The 17638-nt window shown below is 55.2% G+C and carries 13 protein-coding genes; 2 read left to right on the forward strand and 11 right to left on the reverse strand.

What is annotated here, in order from left to right; all coding sequences use genetic code 11:
• Positions 1–78: 78 nt before the first annotated feature.
• The gene (locus J1784_RS17930) at positions 79–942 is read left to right on the forward strand and encodes a MurR/RpiR family transcriptional regulator (RefSeq protein WP_120132266.1); all 864 of its coding nucleotides are present in this window, start codon (positions 79–81) and stop codon (positions 940–942) included.
• A 17-nt stretch (positions 943–959) separates the two neighbouring features.
• Here J1784_RS17930 and J1784_RS17935 read toward each other — a convergent pair whose 3' ends face one another.
• The 5 genes from J1784_RS17935 to J1784_RS17955 all read right to left on the reverse strand — a co-directional run bounded on the left by J1784_RS17935 (position 960) and on the right by J1784_RS17955 (position 5911).
• Positions 960–1562, reverse strand: coding sequence for a 2-dehydro-3-deoxy-6-phosphogalactonate aldolase (locus tag J1784_RS17935; RefSeq protein WP_217150320.1), 603 nt, complete (start codon positions 1560–1562; stop codon positions 960–962).
• Entirely contained in the window at positions 1549–2406 is an 858-nt protein-coding gene (locus tag J1784_RS17940; protein WP_217150416.1) for a 2-dehydro-3-deoxygalactonokinase, read from the reverse strand. The genes J1784_RS17935 and J1784_RS17940 overlap by 14 nt, the downstream gene beginning before the upstream one ends.
• Complete coding sequence (locus tag J1784_RS17945) at positions 2406–3890, reverse strand: sodium:solute symporter family protein (RefSeq protein WP_120132263.1); 1485 nt, start codon at positions 3888–3890, stop codon at positions 2406–2408. Before J1784_RS17945 ends, J1784_RS17940 begins: the two co-directional genes overlap by 1 nt.
• 143 nt (positions 3891–4033) lie before the next feature.
• A complete protein-coding gene (locus J1784_RS17950) occupies positions 4034–4429 on the reverse strand; it encodes a RidA family protein (RefSeq protein ID WP_120132262.1) in 396 nt (131 codons plus the stop codon).
• 51 nt (positions 4430–4480) lie between these two features.
• Positions 4481–5911 (reverse strand): N-acyl-D-amino-acid deacylase family protein, encoded by a 1431-nt coding sequence (locus J1784_RS17955; RefSeq protein ID WP_217150417.1) that lies wholly within the window; start codon positions 5909–5911, stop codon positions 4481–4483.
• Positions 5912–6113: 202 nt separating this feature from the next.
• Here J1784_RS17955 and J1784_RS17960 point away from each other — a divergent pair, with 202 nt between their 5' ends.
• Positions 6114–7334: an amino acid deaminase gene (locus J1784_RS17960; protein WP_217150321.1), complete on the forward strand. Its 1221-nt coding sequence runs from the start codon at positions 6114–6116 to the stop codon at positions 7332–7334.
• Between the two features lie 93 nt (positions 7335–7427).
• Here the strand turns inward: J1784_RS17960 and J1784_RS17965 are convergent, their stop codons facing one another.
• The 6 genes from J1784_RS17965 to J1784_RS17990 form a co-directional block, all read right to left on the reverse strand.
• A complete protein-coding gene (locus tag J1784_RS17965; protein WP_217150322.1) occupies positions 7428–9809 on the reverse strand; it encodes a virulence factor SrfC family protein in 2382 nt (793 codons plus the stop codon).
• Complete coding sequence (locus J1784_RS17970; RefSeq protein ID WP_217150323.1) at positions 9806–12778, reverse strand: virulence factor SrfB; 2973 nt, start codon at positions 12776–12778, stop codon at positions 9806–9808. The genes J1784_RS17965 and J1784_RS17970 overlap by 4 nt, the downstream gene beginning before the upstream one ends.
• Before the next feature lie 4 nt (positions 12779–12782).
• Entirely contained in the window at positions 12783–14135 is a 1353-nt protein-coding gene (locus J1784_RS17975; RefSeq protein ID WP_217150324.1) for an SrfA family protein, read from the reverse strand.
• Between the two features lie 182 nt (positions 14136–14317).
• A complete protein-coding gene (locus J1784_RS17980) occupies positions 14318–15211 on the reverse strand; it encodes a dihydrodipicolinate synthase family protein (RefSeq protein WP_217150325.1) in 894 nt (297 codons plus the stop codon).
• A 48-nt stretch (positions 15212–15259) separates the two neighbouring features.
• Complete coding sequence (locus J1784_RS17985; protein ID WP_120508846.1) at positions 15260–16705, reverse strand: DHA2 family efflux MFS transporter permease subunit; 1446 nt, start codon at positions 16703–16705, stop codon at positions 15260–15262.
• A 129-nt stretch (positions 16706–16834) separates the two neighbouring features.
• Positions 16835–17557 carry a 2-phosphosulfolactate phosphatase gene (locus J1784_RS17990; protein ID WP_120508845.1) on the reverse strand — a complete coding sequence of 241 codons (723 nt, stop codon included), beginning with the start codon at positions 17555–17557 and terminating at the stop codon, positions 16835–16837.
• Positions 17558–17638 lie beyond the last annotated feature (81 nt).

Consider the following 17638-nt stretch of genomic DNA (forward strand, 5'->3'; position numbering starts at 1 on the left):
TTCTTGTGACGGTATTTGCAACAGTGCCTGAAATGGTACAAAGTACCACTTATTTATCTTCACTATCTGAGACGTACCATGGCCTTGTCCATCGACATTATCTCCTGTATCACCGACCGTTTTGTGGAACTGACCGCTACGGAAAAGCGTATCGCGCAATTTATTCTCGACGATGTTCAATCCGCCACAACACTGCCGATTGCAGAAATGGCACGTCTTACCGGGACAAGCCAGGCATCCATTACCCGCTTCGCCCGCGCAATTGGTTGTAAAGACGTTCGGGAACTGAAAGTGAAGCTGGCCCAGTCGCTGGCCGTCGGGCAACGCTTTATTCTTGACGTTCCCGACCTGGAAGGGGTGCAGGGAATTTATGAAACTATCATCAACGTGCTGGATATCAATCGCCGCGCGCTAAACCCGCAGTTATTGAAGAAAGCCGTGGATTGGCTGAGTGGGGCCCGACAAATACTGGCCATTGGCATGGGCGGCGGTTCAACGATTTGTGCTCAGGAGGTGCAATTCCGTCTGTTCCGCCTCGGCCTGCCGGTCGTCAGCCAGAGCGACGGTCTTCTGGTGCGCATGATGTGCTCCGCCGTCGCGCCAAACGACGTGGTGCTGGTGTTGTCTTTGGGGGGCTACACGCAGGAGATCATTGAGAGCGCGGTAATCGCGCGACAATACGGTGCGAAAGTTATCGCCATCACTCCGGAAGAGACACCGCTTGCTGCCAGTGCCGATATAGTTTTGCCGCTGATCGTGCGTGAGAACGACTACATCTTCAAACCGAGTACGTCGCGCTACGCGATGCTGGCGATGATTGACGTGCTGGCAACAGAGCTGGCTATGGCCAACAAGAGTCAGGCCAAAGACCGGTTGCGTCGCATTAAACTGGCGCTGGACAGCCATCGCGGCGGCGTTGACCGCCAGCCGCTGGGAGATTAGTTTTGCTGGCAGCGTGGTTACACCGTGAATGCCGCCATAAACCGTCGGGCCTGCGTACGCGTCACCGCCACATCCTGTCCGGCACGATACAAATCGCTGCCAAGACCGGCTCCGGCACAACCCGCTTTCAGATAGTCGCCCAGATTTTCAGGCGTGACGCCTCCCACGGCCAGAACCGGGACGTCGGGCGGTAATACAGCCTTCAGAGCCGATATATAGGCCGGGCCAAAAACCGCAGACGGGAAGATTTTCAGACACTGCGCGCCGGCTTCCAGGGCAGAAAATGCCTCAGTCGCCGTCGCACACCCGGCACAAACCAGCATTCCTGCGTCAACCGCACGCCTTATCACAGCAGGATTGGTGTTCGGCGTCACCACCAGTTTTGCCCCGGCTTTCGCCAGAAAATCAACCTGCTCAACGTGCAGCACTGTTCCCGCACCAATCATTGCCTTATCGCCGTAGCTTTCCACCATTGCCGGAATGCTTTGCTGCCAGTTCGGCGAGTTTAGCGGGATCTCGATATAGCCGAAACCTTCTTCAATCAGTGCACCGACATGCTCGCTGGCCTCATAGGGATGGATGCCGCGAAGTATCGCGACCAGTGCGTTAGTATCTTGCATCAAGAATGCTCCTTATTCCTTGCTGGAATGCGGTATCACCTGCGATTTCGCTGGCCTGAATGCCCGCCGTAGCGAACGCCTGAAGGTAACGGCGGCACAAGGATCCGCCTCCTACCAACGTGACCTGGGTCGTGTTGTCCTGCAGCGTAGCGACCTCAGCCCCAATCAGCAGGCCGGATAACCATTCGCTCACCGACTCTGCCGGCAGGGAGCCCAGCACCCGGCTGGCCCGCGCGGCAAACAGTTTGTTGATGAGGGCTGGCGATTCCAGCCCACTTTGCAGGCCAGCCGCAAATGCCGCGACATCATCTTGCTGCGCCGGTAATCCTTTGCCGATCAGCGAATGGTTCATCAGGATGTGATGAAGTTCGCCGGTCATGGCGGTCGCAAAATCACTGACCCTACCTCCTGCGATGCTCACCCATTTACTGTGTGTACCGGGCATGACATAACAGGCGGCGGGCGAAAGTAGCATTGCCCCCAACAGCTGGGTCTCTTCACCGCGCATCACGTTTTGCCCGGTTCGCAACCCTGGCACAATCCACACTTTTTCAGCGACTTCATAAATCCGATCACTTAACTCAAGAAGAGAAACCGGGCAGGGCAGATAGGGCACGGGTTGCCAGCCCGCGTCGCTGCCAATCATCCCGGCCATCACCACCGGGATCACTTCCTGCTCACGCCACGGCGCAATGTATTGTTCGAACACCTCGCAAGCAGTTTTCTCTGCCAGACGGCTCACACCGTAAGGCAACTGCAGGCTGTCGACACACTGTCCGCTGTGGTAGCGCCAGGCGCGCAGATGTGTCGAACCCCAGTCAATGGCAATATAGTTTTCGTTCATCATGCGTTCTCAGTCGCGCTCTTGCCCAGCGGGACCGGGGCAGCTGGCTGACCTTCACGCTCACGGGTAATCATCTCCAGCGCTTCTTCGCGACTGACTTTGCTCGCCGGAGTCAATACAGTCACCAAAATCGAACCCAACAAGCTCGCGAGAACGGAAGGAATACATGGGTTACCCCAGAATGCCATCCAGCTGTCATTCACCAGAACAGCGATAGAGACTGCCGCGCCAGCTAACAACGCCGTTAATGCCCCTTGCCAGTTAAAACGCATCCAGAAACGCCCCAGAATTGAACATACAAACAGCCCCGACATCAGGGTGGAAATCATTTTAGTGATATAGCTAATGATGTCGTTTGAGGTCAGTGCACAAATCAGAGCCAAACCAATCACAAAGACCAACATCCAGCGAGAAAGGGTGATGGCTTTGTTTTCCGGTGGCATCTTGCCGGTCACCATCGTGTACAGGTCACGCATCATGATAGCCACCGCGGCGATCGCATCAGAACTGGCAGAAGACATGGTCGCCGAAAGCCCGGCAATCAGCACAACCATCCCAAGTACGCTTGGCAGGAAGCTCGTCGCAAACAGGAAAGCATAATTGCTGTTTTCCAGCGACGGGTTCATGGTGAAAGCGGCCATGCCGATGATCGCAGGCAGGATAGAGAAGAATAAGTACAAGATGCCGGTATAGACAAACGAACGGCGGACCGAAGAAACATCTTTACCTGAATAGATTCGCTGGCGGTATGACGGCGTTGCCAGTACACCCACCCCGATAACGGTTGCCAGAGACAATGCAGGTATCACACCGAGCTTATCTACCGCCAGGAAGCTCAGTGCTTTAGGATCCATCGCATGTTGAATGGCATCCCATCCTCCGACGTGGACTACCGCGAGGATCGCCATCAGAATGAAACCGAAGAATAAAATCAACGCCTGGATTGTGTCTGTCCAGACCACCGCAGAATATCCCCCGATGACAACATATATAGCAAAGGCAAACGCAATAATAATTTTCGCCACGGTTAAGTCGATACCCGTCGCCCAGGATAAATATAAACTCCCACCGAGAATATGTGCGCCGAGCCAGCCAATAGAAGCGACGAAAATCAGCAGTCCGACAATATTTTTTATAACATGGCTACCGCCGGTATAATAAGAAAGTTCTTCGCTCATCGTCATAAAGCGTAATTTTCTAATCGGTGCAAACCACCAGGCGACCAGTAAAATTCCTACTGCACCGCCCAGGCCATACAGCATTCCCGCCCAGCCATTGCTGTAACCAAAACCAACCGCACCCATGCTTGAGCCGGTACCGACCATGGTTGCCACTGTTGAGCCCAGCGTTAAGAACATCGGCAGGGAACGACCGCCAAGGAGAAAATCCTCACCGCTTTTTTGATTACGTGAAACAAACCAGCCAAGCCAAATCATGGCGAGAGCATAAATAATGAAACCGATTAAGAATACAGGGTTATTCATAACTCACTTCCAGATTAATAATAAATATGAAATTAGCTTCCTGAAAAAACATACAGAAAACCCATTGGCATACATTGCAAATATGCCGAATAATATTTTTTAATATTTAGTTAGGCGGACATAATATCCGCCTTGCGTCAGACTTATTTCGCCCGTTCGCTGTTATAGCAGGTCAAATCCACTTCCACTTTGCAGTCCACCACCAGGTCAGCCACGCAACAAACGCGGGCAGGGGGATGGTCAGCAAAGTACTCGCTGAATACTTTGTTAAATGACTGGAAATAGCGGGAATCGGTCAGGAATACTTTGACGTGTACCACGTCGGCCAGGGTGTAGCCCGCGCTTTCCATGATGTCCACGCAGTTCTGAATCGCCAGGCGTGACTGCTCGATGATACCGCCTTCTACCACTTCGCCGTTTATCATGGGGGTTTGTCCGGAAACGTACAGCCAGCCGCCCGCTTCTACAGCTTTAGCGAAGGGCAGTTTTTGCCCGCCGGTACCGGTGCTTCCGCCTACTCCGTAACGTTTAATGCTCATGCTTACTCCTTTTTTGGGGTGGATGACGAGGTAATCTTCCACTTTATTGTTTTACCGGCGCAGGAAACGTCCTGCTCGTCCGATAACTTTTTTATCCTGACCATAGCTCATCACACCATTGACCATCACCGCTTCGATGCCCGCAGCAGTTTGCTGGGGATGGCTGAAACTGGCCACATCGCGCACGGTTTGCGGATCGAACATAACAAGATCAGCATAATAGCCGCATTTCACCAGGCCGCGTTTTGGAAGCTGGAACCGTGCTGCTGACATACCGGTCATCTTGTGTACCGCCACCGTGAGCGGGAATAGCTTCTCGTCGCGGCTATAGTGACCCAGCACGCGGGGAAAAGCCCCCCAAAGTCGGGGATGCGGCATCGGGTCATTGGGTAAACCGTCAGAACCGATCATTGTCACCGGATAGGTCAACACCCGACGGACGTCCTGTTCGTCCATGTTGTAGTAAATTGCTCCGGCTGGCATCAACAGCTTGCCCGCCTCAACCAACGTCATTGACCAGTTTTCCGCAATTTGTTTTAAAGACAGTCCGGCAATCTCCGGGTGGGGCTCTGACCAGGTAATAACGATGTCGAAATCGTCAGTAATCTGCTGAATATCCAGCGTGGAAGAGCTGGCGGAATACGGATAGCAGTCGCAGGACACATCCTGGTGCTCGCGTACTTTATCGAACAGCTTCAGGGTTTCAACGGTACGGCCCCAGTTTTTAGCACCGGCGCATTTATGGTGCGAGACCACAACCGGCACTTTGCCGTGACGACCAATGCGAAATGCCTCATCCAGCGCATCAAGGATCGGTTCAAACTCAGAGCGCAAATGGGTAGTGTAAATCCCTTTCTGCGCCGCCAGCTCTTGCACCAACGCCATCACTTCTTCAGTAGACGACTGAAATGCTGAGGCATAAGCCAGCCCGGTACTTAATCCCAGAGCGCCTTGTTCCAGCGCGAGGCGAAGCTGTTTGCGCATCCCGCTGATTTCATCTTCAGTCGCGGTGCGCAACAAATTGTCCATATGGTTATTACGCAACGCGGTGTGACCCACCAGCGTCCCGACATTAATCGCCGGACGAGCCTGTTCAACGGCATGCGCATAGTCAGCAACCGTTGGGTAGATAAACTGAGCCACATCCCCGAGAAGATTCATCGGATCTGGCACGCAACCTTTCATCGTGGCCGTCGCGGCGCTGATCCCGCAGTTGCCAACAATCACCGTCGTAATGCCCTGACTGATTTTCGGCAGATACTCCGGCATACGGATCACGTTGATATCATCGTGGGTGTGGACGTCGATAAAACCCGGAGCCAGCACGCGGCCCGTGCCGTCAATTTCATTCTGCGCCTGACCGCTGATTGCCGGTGCAATCTCAGCAATCAAGTCGTCCTTGATGGCAACATCAGCGCGGTATTCCGGGCCGCCGCTGCCGTCGATAACCGTAATGTTCCTGAACAGATAATCGAATTTCATGTCTTCCATACCTCCGCAATGTTCCTGATTAAAGTTAACCATTTACAAGCCATAAAAACAGTGGAAGACTACGCAAAAAACACACATATTTATGATACTTTTATTCACAAAATCCTAAGATAATATTATATATACCTTAATTTCAATAAGTTACATGCGATACTCGTTATTATAAAAATGACACTCTTCAAGGAGTAATGTTATGAAATACCAGTCAGGTAACCTCGTCCCACATAAATCCGCCCTGATGTTTACCCCGGCGAATATCCTGCAAGAAGACGTTTGTCTGCCCGCAGCGGTAATCAGGAAAGCGGCGCTGGAGAACAATATTCAGTGGATGCAGCGTTATGCCGATACTCGCGGTGTATCCCTTGCACCACACGGTAAAACCACCATGACGCCTTGGATCTTCCAACAGCAGCAGCAGGCCGGTGCCTGGGCTGTTGGCGTGGGCAGCGCCTGGCAGGCCAGCATTGCGATGGTCGCTGGTGTGAAGCGCGTGCTCATGGTAAATCAGCTCGTGGGCAAGGCGAACATGCAGCTGGTCGCGGATCTTAAAAATGAGTATCGGGACGTAGATTTTCTTTGCTGCGTAGATAGCCTCACCAATGCGAAATCGCTGAATGCATTTTTCAGCGCGCAAAACCAACAACTTGATGTCCTGATTGAGCTGGGTGTACCCGGCGGGCGCTGCGGTTGCCGAACAGCAGAAGATGCGCTGATGCTGGCAGAAACTATTTCTACGCTGCCGGGTTTGCGTCTGCGTGGACTTGAGTTGTATGAGGGCGTGCTGCACGGTGAAAATCCACGACCACACGTTGAAGCCTTGCTGCGCGATGCCGCCGTGCTGGCCTGCCAGCTGGAACGCCATGTCGGGGGTGAATTTATACTTACCGGAGCAGGTTCCGTCTGGTATGACGTGGTCTGCAACGTCTGGCTGGAAGCGAAAAAACCCGCCAACTGCCGCGTGGTAATCCGCCCTGGTTGCTATATCACCCACGACGGCGGTATCTATCTCCAGGCGCAGAATGAGCTGATGGCGCGTGACAAAGTCGCCTGCGATTTAGGGGGAGATCTGGTCTCGGCACTGGAGCTGGTGGCAATGGTACAGTCCGTGCCAGAAAGTGACCGTGCGATTGTGAACTTCGGCAAGCGTGACAGCGCCTTCGACGCAGGCCTGCCACATCCTGTTGCGCATTATCGCCAGGGTAAGTTGCTTGATAGCCCCGGGGAAACCATCGAAACGACAGGAATTATGGATCAGCATGCCATGCTAACGTTTAAACCAGGTGCTGACGTACAGGTCGGGGATATTGTGGTGTTCGGCACCTCCCACCCGTGTCTGACATTTGATAAATGGAAAGCACTGCTGTTGGTGGATGAAGAGTACAACGTGCTCGAAGTGTTAGAAACCGCGTTTTAATCATAAGTCACGGCAACTCCTCACAGGCACTGTTGCAAACAGTGCCTGTGAGGTATCTGGGGAAGGAACCTGGTTTGTTCCGGTTTTATCTTTTTAGTGACCGGCTTTTAATGCCTTCAGCAGTCTGGCCAGAGCAGCACGTTCCGTTGCCGGGATTTCGCCGCCCGCCGCGTAACCCGTATTGCGCATAATGCTTTCCTGCAATCCTACCAGCCAGTCGTAAATATAAAATGCGGTGGAATTGGTCGGGGTGGCGGAAAGTTTGGTCAGCCGCCGGGAAGATTTCCAGCTCGCGACGCTTTTCTTCGGTTTGGCGAAGATCTTATGGCCTTTATTAATACGACTTTCCGGGCGTTCGGCTTCCGGCTGTTTTTCAAAGCCCAGCCAGGCCACAAAATCACCCAGCACAGTCAGCGCGCGGGAAACCTGCCGGTCAGCATGATGTTCATGTTCCCGCGCACCCGCCGGTAATTCGCTGCCCAGCGACCGCACCAGCGCCTCGCCCATATTGAGACGGAAACTGGCGGTGATCAGTTCTTCCATCAGCAATTCGACCGTCGGTTTCGCCACGCCTAACAGCGCGATCAGGGGTTCGTTTTCCGGCAAACTGCGCAGATGGTTTATCCAGTAACGCTGCACCTGACGGGCAAACGTGGTGCCGTCGTCAGGTTTTGCCTGCCACACAGGCGCGTCCTGCTGTTCAGCAAAGAGATCAATATCGATGCCGATACCAAAACTTTCCGCGCCCGTTTCATCCTGAGTGGCGGTTTGCGCCGGCTGTCCGGTATGTTCCAGATAAATACGGTGTAACTCATCGCGGCCCGGCAACAGTTTTTCAAGTAACTCGCCGTGAACGCCGGTACGGGTTTGCAGCGCTTTAATCACCGTTTGTACCGTCCGTTGTTTCTGCTGCGGATCAGCCACTTCGCCTTCCTGATACCAGCGCCCGAGCAGATTATCGGCCAGTTCACGGTGCAGTTCATCACGCAATTCACTCAGACGGTTCAGCCGCACATCAGGGCGGATTTCTGCCACCAGATAATCCGCCATGCGTTGCAGACCACGCTCGTCCATCGCCAGCAGTGCGCCCCAGGCATCGCCCGGATTGCCCACATGACGCTGAACGGCTTCGTCGAAATGCACTGACTGCGTCATCCGCCGGTCAAACGGCGTCAGCACCCAGACCAGCCCCGGTTTACGGCGGCTGCGCACCTGGGTGTTTTCACCGTGCATTTCTTTGACCCAATGCTCCAGCGTCCGGCCAACGGCAACCACATCGTCACGTTTATCCGCAGCGGTGCAGACCATCAGCATGTTCATCTCATGGCGGTCGGTGTAACGTTCCGGCAGATAAGCAACTTTGGCACGAAACAGCGGGCTGATATCGTCGTCGCTGTCATCCTCCTCAGCGGTGCCGTACCCCGGTAAATCCAGTAAATCAAACTGTTCGAATAAGGCTTCACGTGGCGGAGAAAGCAGGGGGATCTGCACTTCAGACGCCAGCAGGGTGAGCTCTTCAAGTGACAACGTCACAGGCGCTGTCACCGATCCATCAAATTCCGGGCAGACAGAAATTTCGACATCGAAGGCCGGAGACTGACTGAAAATGCCGTCTGCCGGTTGCATCGCGTCGTCGACCAGCACACTGAGCGGAGCCAGCAGACTTTTCGCCCCGCCCAGATGTTGAAGCGTGTGCGCGTAATGGCGATACGCCGTGGTCAGCGCGGGCACGTTGCCCCACAGGATGGAGAACAACCGCGCACGATCATCAACGTTCAGATACGGCGCAAGATTTACCGCAACCGGCCAGAAATGCGCATTGAGGTGACGGAACCGGCGGGCATCGAGACGGATCATCGAGTCCCACAAACCCATCATCTGCTCACTGCTGAAACCTTCAACCGGCTCCGGCTGGCGATGCATCATCAGTTTATTCAGATGCTCAGTGATCTGCTGCGTATCCGGCACGTGATACTGGCTGTCCGGCCCGAAGGCGCGGATAACGATACGGGCCAGATCCGGCTCATTGAGTAACAACACGCGAACGGGGAACGCACGGTCGCGCACATCGGACTGGCGCGTGAAACGGGTTGCCAGTCGCGCAGTGCGGTTGCCAGGATTGATTTGCGTCAGATAATCCAGCGTCACGCCACCCAGACGGGTTTCTAGCCGGCCATAATTCCCCGCGGCCAGCGAGCAGATAAGATAGGATTTTCCGGCCTGAGAATGACCGTAAAAGCCCAGCGCAGGAGGCAGTTCGCAGGCCAGCGCCAGACGTTGCGCCTTGTCGCGACAGCGCTTTAATTGCAAATTCAGCCGGTCGGCTTCGAGATCAAGTCGCGGTGCCTGCGCGCGGGTTTTCTCCACCCAGTTCAGCGCATCGCCGATAGTGTCGGACGCGGCGGCAAACTGACGTTGCAGCACATTCGTGGTCAGTGCCTGCGCAGGAATTGTTGCTGTTGTGCTGGTTGTCATGAGACGAATACGCTCCCACTGTCGATCCAGTAATGGCTTTCGCCCAGTGTATTTAGCCGCAGACGCAGGTGATGGGCTGGCACTTTGGTGCCGTTATCCAGCACCGCGCTGGCAATATCAAAAAATTCCGGCGTCGGGTGATCTTCGCCTTTTTTCACTGCAAGTTTAACCCGCAGCACGCTGTCACCCGCCACTTTGCGCGCGAGTTCTGGTTCAGCAATCGACAGAGTGTAAAGCGGTGATGCCGGCCAGCGGTCATTTTCAAGCTGACGGAAGCCCAGACAAATCGCACCGCGAATACGGAAACTGGCCCCGCCGTCGAGTTTGTAATCATGGGCATCGAGGTCGATATCGCTGTAACAGACGTTCTCGCCGGTCAGCGCCTGATTGCCATCGAGCATGCCCAGATAACGCACCGTCGAATACGGCTGGAAATCACCGGCTTTGAAGTAGAAGCCCGGCAGACGCAGATCCAGCGCCAGCAGGCACAGCATCGCGCCGACAGCCGCCGTTGATTTCGGGTTGTCGATGCGTCCGAGTTTGTTAAACGGATACCAGCCGCTGGTGTGATAACCGTCCAGCGATAACATGCGGTTAATCGGCAACGGTTGCAGATGGCGGAACAGCGCCTGAATGCCAGGGAAGCGCGAAGGGCGGCCGGTCAGCAGCAAAACGTCGCAGTCATGCAGCGACACCACTTCGCACAGTGAACGCAGATTCTGCGTAATGCTCATCCGGTTAGATAAAAACTCGCCGTGCAGTTTGCTGAGTTTGAGTACCAGCGGGGTTTGCAGAATATCAAAGACCGCAGAACCAGCAGGCAGTACGCGCTGAATTTCCGTGTGCAGATAATCGAGCACTTTTTGCGTCGGTGCCTGTTCCAGCAATTCACCAAACGGCGCGTCGATTTCTGCGTGAGTATCCAGGGGATCAAAGCGTTCATACACTTCCAGCACGGCGTGCGCCAGCGGAATGAAAATTTGCAGCGTGCTTTGCTGGCGCAGCGTCGCGTGCCCGTCCATGCGGCCTTCACTGCCGAACAGCCGCGTCATCAGCCCGTCGGGATTCGCCAGACCGGCTTTTTTCAGCGCCGCGTGCAGCGCTGGCAGAATGTAGAGCTGAATGACGTCGAGCAGGATATCGTCGCCCGCCACTTTAAAGCCCTCGCGGAACAACAGACGCGGGGTGATTTTGACGTTATTCCCCATCCCGTCGTCAAGCCAGTATTGGGTGATCGCCAGATCGGTGGTGCCGCCGCCGATATCAATCGAGGCGATACGCAACGTTTTACCGACTGGCTCGTCATCCGCCAGTTCGCGGTCAGGACGCGCCATGCTGGCAAAGAATTCACCGGTATGCCCGCCGAAATTCACCTGCGTTTCGTTATACAGATAGACCATTTGTCCGCAGGTCGCTTCGTCCCATTCCATCTGTACATCCGGCACCGGCATCAGGCTCTTCGCCTTGTCAGCCGGATTTTTGAAGCCGTCATCAGACGGATGCCAGCCCATTGATTTCCACACCAGACCAATCGCTTCCTGCATACGGCGACGGAAAATTTCACGCTCCGGTTTCGGCATCGCCGACGGCAGCGTCAGAATGATATTGCGTAGCTGACGCGGGGCGGAAGAGCGCAGCATTTTAGTCCGCTGCGCCGGGCTATTGATTTGCATCAGCGCCTGCGCCAGCAGTTCCGACAACATCAGCGTCATGACGGAACTGCGGCTGTAGTGCGCCGAAAATACCGGCAGACGATCTTCAGCGGGCAAATCAGACAGCGGTTGTCCTTCATCGTTAATCAGAAACGTCAGCGGCATGGCCGCCGCAACCGGCTCAGTCACAGCACCGTGACCGCCCTGACTGAAACGCCAGCCTGGCGCATAACTGTCTTCATCCCACAAATAACGGCGCGGGCTGGAAATACCGGTCGATCCTTCAGTGCCTTCGCGCAGCAATGCCAGACGGCTGGCCTCACGACCGGCACGCAGAATCGACGGCCAGATGAACGCATCATCACGGCCACTTTCTGCGGAGAAGTTAGGTTTACCGAAACGCGCCTGTGCGAATTCCACCCGGCTTTCGAACAGTTCGTTATAGAGAAAATGCGGCTGAGAAAGGTCGCGCAGTTGCAGTTCGCTGGTTTGTTTCAGACCGTCGGTTTCTCCCACGTGATCTTCAACCAGAATGCCGCAGGTATGTGAGTTACCGACATCGAGGATCAGATCTACGTTGATCGCCGGTTCCTGCAAGGTGGCACCGCCGATTTTCAGCTCCGGGATACCCAGCTGGCTGCCGAGCATTTCCAGTAAATTCAGGTAGTGCGCCTGATATTCAAACTCGCGCAGGGCCACTTTGATGTTGCGCGCTTCACGTTGTTCACGAATGGCGGACTGTTCGGTAAAGACTTCACGCAGCCAGCCGTCAACCCAGGTCTGGTCGAGGAAATCCGGCAGTTCGTCGTTATGCCACGCCAGCGCGAAACTGATGCCGTTTTTCACGTCATCGGATGTCGGCGCGAGCTGGGTGTGTTCGTCATCGCCTTCCACCACGCGGGTATCGAAAGCAATCACCACGCGGTGCGTGCTGCCGTCGGCTTCCGGTGTATCGAGCTGACGGATTTGCACCCGTGCCCAGTTATCGGGACCCGCCATGAAAGTGCGCGGTGGATTAAAGCGCAAAAAAGGCAACGGCAGCCAGATTTGATCCAGCAGTTTCAGTGACTGTTCCAGCGGGAAACTGAACTCAGGACGCACCACTTCCGGCGCACCACCGTCGGTTGCCGGTAAAAAATGACGACCATTTTGCGGATTATAATCCAGACGCAACAGCGGGCCGTTGGCACTTTTACGCACAAATTTGGCAGGCAGTTCGAGATCCCAAACCGGCTTCAGCGCGAAGTCGAGAAACTGAATGCCGCTGTCGCGGATCAACGTAATCTTTTGTTTAAAATCAGTAATGGTTGCCAGCATGGTCTTATTTCCCTTCGCGCTTAATCGTCATTGGGTAAACCGTGTCGCCGTTGTAACGGCCCTGACACACGGCAGCGCCAGTTGCGCCCTGGGTACAGCTGATTTCCGGCATCTGATAGCGGGAACCGTCACTGCATTTCGCTTTATAGCGGCTGTTAATGACCAGATTCCCCGACTGCATCAGCCCGGCATTGACCGGCGCGCGACAGGTTACCCCGGCACCATAGGTGATTTTCACCGTGCCCTGACCTTGTTTGAACTGATAACGCAGTACCGGCGGCTTGCCGGTAACCGGATCTTTGATTTCAACGATGCCGCTCCAGTTACCGTTGAGGAATTTTGTTGAGCCGATTTTTACTGCATCCGGTGGCATGACCAGCGCATTTTTACTGACCGGCGCAGGAGCAGGTTCCGGCACCACCGGCGTTTTCTCGACTTCCGCAACCGGAGCCGGAGAAGGCACTACCACAGCCGCAGGGGGGGCCGGTAACGGCGCAGCTTCCGGGGCTTTCACTTCCGGCGCTTTTGGCGGCTCAGCGACCGGCGGCGGGGCAATGGCAACCGGCTCAGCGGCCGGAGCGGGTTTTGGTGTGTCAGTTTTAGCTATTTCCACTTTGGGCGCAGGCGTGCGCGAATACAACCAGCCCGCCGCCGAACCGGCCACCACCAACGCGGCAACAGGCAGTGCCCAGAGCAGCGGGGATTTTTTGCGGCGCACAGCCGCAACTGGTTCTGGCATTGCAGCTTCCTGTTCAGCGGCGCGCGCTTCGATGGTTTTTATCACCCGTACTGGCGGCTCTTGTGCGATTACCGGCTCGGGCGCTTTAACTTTTTCAGCGGCCAGCGAAAGAATCGGTAAGGGTTCATCTGCTTTGAGCGTATTGCGCAGCGCGGCAAAAGGTTCGGCATTGGCGCTGCTGTCTAAGCTGACAAATCCCCAGAACGTCAGAACAGGCTGACCGCCGACCAGATACACGTGGTTCTGATCCGGAAAACGAAAGGCTTTTTCCAGTAACGCACCAAAGAACTGGCTGGCGGATTTTTCGGAGGATTTTGCCGCTTTACTGATTTGCGACACGACATCGAGGCAGTTTTCCAGCTGGCGCAAGGCCGAGGCGCGGGCCGCGTCAGTGGCTGCCGCCCACGAGAGCACTTTGCCTTCGCGTGGCGAATACCAGTCGAGGCGGTCTCCGGCCTCATTGAGTTGCGGAATAGCCAGACAATCTGCGATTGCAGGTTGTTTACGCAGGCGTAAGGTTTCCCGTAATTGCAGGGCTGATGCGTAAACCGGCTGCCCGCTTTCGCCCAGCGCAAGGATGTCGTTGAGACTGCCACTGCGTAAAAATGATTTTGCCACGCCTGAATAGCCTTTAGTGGTTTTGCTCCGCGCCAGCGCGCAGGCAGAAAAGGTTCATGATGCTGCCACCTTAAGCGATTTAAGCGAAATCAAACGGGGGAATAAGGGTCAAAAAGGGTGGCTGTTTATGGCGTGGAGGCAGAAGAGAGAAATGACGGCGGGACAGGTGCCCGCCATCGCGGTCAGGCGCGCAAATCCAGTTCATCGAGAACCCGCGCCAGTCGCTGACGTTCATCTCCGGCGACAGACTGAAGCGGCAAAGGCAGACAAGGCGCCTGCACCAGGCCGAGAATTTCTGCGGCAGCCGCTACCACGCGCAGGCTGCCGTGCTGGCGGAACAATTCCCAGAGCGGCTCCAGTTGTGCGGATAACGTCTGCGCAGTCTGCGCATCGCCTTTTTGCGCCGCACGTGTAATGGCCACAGGAATTTCCGGGAACAATCCGGCAATCACTGAATACCAGACATCGCCGCCTTGCGTCAGAACCGTGGCAGCGGCCAGATCGCCTGCCGCGCCGAGCGTGATATGCGTGGGAACCAGCCGCCGGATTTCAGCCAGACGTTTTTGCGTCGCCGACGGGTCAGCAGACAAACCGGGGATTTTGATGCTCGCAACGTGGGGCAATTGCGCGATACGCCCGTAAAGCTCATCGGTGAAATCGAAATGTGTGGTGGCCGGATTATCGTAAACACACAATGGCACGGAAAGATGACGCGTCACCGTTTCATACAGCGTGAAAACTTCGTCACTGGTCAGTTTCTGATAGGAAACAGGCGCGAGCAAGACGGCGCTCACGCCCGCACGCTGAGCATCTTCTGCCAGATGCAGTACGTCAGAAGTGCGCACTGACCCGATACTGACCATCACCGGAATGCCATCAGCATGTTCTACCGCTAGCCGTGCCACGCGGTCGCGCTCACTGTGCTTGAGATAGGCGTAACTGCCCGTCGAACCCAGCGCCCCGATGGAATCCACACCCGCACGGACCAGCCGTTCTATCAGTCTGACAAAGGATTTTTCATCAATGCCTTTTTCAGTCAGCGGTGTAAGAGGAAATGCACTTAATCCTTTGAACATCGGGTTCTCCCGGGGGTTAATTAACAGGAATCATCATAGAGCAGCGATTCATTTTTTGCCCGAAACCGTCGAGCCTGCATCCGGTTTCAGCCGCAACATATCCAGCCAGCCGATCAGCGTCAGAATGGCTATCACGATAAAAGCAATTTTAAAGCTCATCCCCGGCACATCATCCCAGTGGAACAGGGTGATCAGCTGCTCGCCGAGACGGGTACCGAGCGCGCCCACCGTAATCCCCAGCCCGACCGAAAGCTGTAATACCGTGCTGAACAAGGTATTGGCATCGGCCATTTGCTTTTGCGGCACGTCCGAAAACGCCAGCGTGCTGATGCCGGTAAACTGCATTGAACGGCTTAAGCCCCCGAGGAACAGCAGCAACATCACCAGCCAGTCCGGCGTGCCGGGCGTCATAAAGGCGCAAAACAGCAGGGAGAAAACGCTCAGTAATCCGTTAACGACCAGCACCGGACGAAAACCGAAACGGCGGATAAGCGGCGTGGTAGCCGGTTTCATCGCCAGATTACCGGCAAATACCGCCAGCACTAACAAACCAGCATGGAAAGGATCCATCCCAAATCCGACCTGCAACATCAGCGGCAGCAGAAAAGGCACCGCACTGATGGTCACGCGAAACAGCGAACCGCCGCCCATACAGATGCGAAACGTCGGGATCACCATTGAACCCAGATGAACCATCGGCGAAGGGTCGCGGTAAAGATGGCGGACCGCCAGAACCGAAAGTACCACACCGGCCACCAGCAGCAGCGCGGCGGTGGTCCACAGAATATGATCCTGGCTGATCAGCTCAAGCCCCGTCACCAGCGAAAGCATCGCCAGTCCGGTGAGCAGAAAGCCCGGTTTATCAAAATGCTTCGGTTCTGTGGGTTTTTCTTGCGGAAACAGCCGCCACGCCAGGATCATGGCAATAATCCCAAGCGGCACGTTGATATAAAAAATCCAGTGCCACGATGCGTAATGGGTGATGAATCCGCCGAGCGGTGGCCCGAGGATAGGTGCCACCAGTGCAGGCCAGGTCAGCGTGGCGATGGCTTTGATAAGTTGCGGTTTTGGCGTGGTTTTCAGCACCGTCAGACGCCCGACCGGCACCATCAGCGCACCGCCAATCCCCTGAATAATTCGCAGAATGATAAATTCACTGACGCTGGTCGCCATCGCACAAAACAGCGACGCCAGCGTGAAGACCGCGAGGGCAAAGGTGAACACGTTGCGGGCACCAAAACGTTCTGCCGCCCAGCCGCTGGCCGGGATCAACACTGCCAGCGTCAGCATATAGGCGCTCATCCCCGCATTCAGATCGACCGCCGAAACCCCGAATGAAAGCGCCATTTGCGGCAGTGCGGTGGCAATCACCGTTCCGTCGATAAACTCCATAAAAAATGCAGCAGCAACCAATAAAGCAATAACGGAGATCCCGGAACTGACGGCGGAATCTCCCTGCGGATGTTCTGACGCATCCGATTTACTCTGGCTCATTGTCTTCTGTCCTGGAAAAAACAGCATCGCTGCAAGGCGCAGCAAAAGATAGATGATAAGTATTTAACCTATCACACAACTTTGGCCGGGTTATAGATCCGGCGAGGATCAAAAAGAGCGATTTTCCTTTCAGCGGATCGCAGTAAAAGAGTCGTCCTGCAACTGACAGGCAAAATCACTCACATCTTCCTGCAGACATAACCCGACATCCGATGCAAAACCGCGACGTTTGAGTTCACGCGCCGAGCCGCAATCTGCCAGTTCTGCCAGTGTCAGGTTTTGATAAACGGCGCGGGCCGCGCGGGCTTCTGCCGACAAACGACGGTGCGAAAGACGTGAAACCAGCCCGCCAGCGGCAGCTAAGTCTTCCAGCGCCGGGCGCAGAGCGTTGTCCGGCCACTTTTCACCGGCGGGCACGATCAGAATGTGGCGATATTTTTCACAGACACGGGCGGTCGCCGTCAGATTGCGAAAACAGGCCGTGAAAATCGCCGCCTTGTGCGCTTTGGCCTGGAAGGTCAGAGCCGATCCGTTCGGCGAAGGCAAAACGAGCCGCGTTCCGGCAGTCATGTCCAGCAAAGAGCAGGGGGAAAGGGTAAAACCTGGCCCCTGAAAACGCCGGTCAAACTGCGCGCATACGGCATTATTTTCTGCGGCAAACTGCTGCGCGCTGGCATCTTTCCAGGGATAAGGGAAAATTACGCCGCCGCGTTCATTAGCCACGCTCACGCAGGTGGAAAACGACATCACGTCGATAATCACGATACAGTCCGCTTCTGCGGCCAGATGCTCAATGGCTGGTGCGCCCCATTCCACGCGAACATCAAATTCAGCCTGTGAAAAATCCGTCATGAAAGCGTCCTGTTCAGAATATAAAAGCAAGAAAAAGCAGGTTAATCCGCCAGCGAATTCACTACACTGATTAACACGAAT

Source organism: Rahnella ecdela (genome assembly GCF_019049625.1).
Classification (GTDB): Bacteria; Pseudomonadota; Gammaproteobacteria; order Enterobacterales; family Enterobacteriaceae; genus Rahnella; species Rahnella ecdela.

Excerpts from the sequence above, each read along its gene's own strand:
- J1784_RS17960 (WP_217150321.1), top strand. The coding sequence starts at position 6,114 with ATGAAATACCAGTCAGGTAACCTCGTCCCACATAAATCCGCCCTGATG.
- J1784_RS17940 (WP_217150416.1), bottom strand. The coding sequence starts at position 2,406 with ATGAACGAAAACTATATTGCCATTGACTGGGGTTCGACACATCTGCGC.
- J1784_RS17930 (WP_120132266.1), top strand. The coding sequence starts at position 79 with ATGGCCTTGTCCATCGACATTATCTCCTGTATCACCGACCGTTTTGTG.
- J1784_RS17945 (WP_120132263.1), bottom strand. The coding sequence starts at position 3,890 with ATGAATAACCCTGTATTCTTAATCGGTTTCATTATTTATGCTCTCGCC.
- J1784_RS17980 (WP_217150325.1), bottom strand. The coding sequence starts at position 15,211 with ATGTTCAAAGGATTAAGTGCATTTCCTCTTACACCGCTGACTGAAAAA.
- J1784_RS17935 (WP_217150320.1), bottom strand. The coding sequence starts at position 1,562 with ATGCAAGATACTAACGCACTGGTCGCGATACTTCGCGGCATCCATCCC.
- J1784_RS17965 (WP_217150322.1), bottom strand. The coding sequence starts at position 9,809 with ATGACAACCAGCACAACAGCAACAATTCCTGCGCAGGCACTGACCACG.
- J1784_RS17955 (WP_217150417.1), bottom strand. The coding sequence starts at position 5,911 with ATGAAATTCGATTATCTGTTCAGGAACATTACGGTTATCGACGGCAGC.
- J1784_RS17990 (WP_120508845.1), bottom strand. The coding sequence starts at position 17,557 with ATGACGGATTTTTCACAGGCTGAATTTGATGTTCGCGTGGAATGGGGC.
- J1784_RS17950 (WP_120132262.1), bottom strand. The coding sequence starts at position 4,429 with ATGAGCATTAAACGTTACGGAGTAGGCGGAAGCACCGGTACCGGCGGG.
- J1784_RS17985 (WP_120508846.1), bottom strand. The coding sequence starts at position 16,705 with ATGAGCCAGAGTAAATCGGATGCGTCAGAACATCCGCAGGGAGATTCC.
- J1784_RS17970 (WP_217150323.1), bottom strand. The coding sequence starts at position 12,778 with ATGCTGGCAACCATTACTGATTTTAAACAAAAGATTACGTTGATCCGC.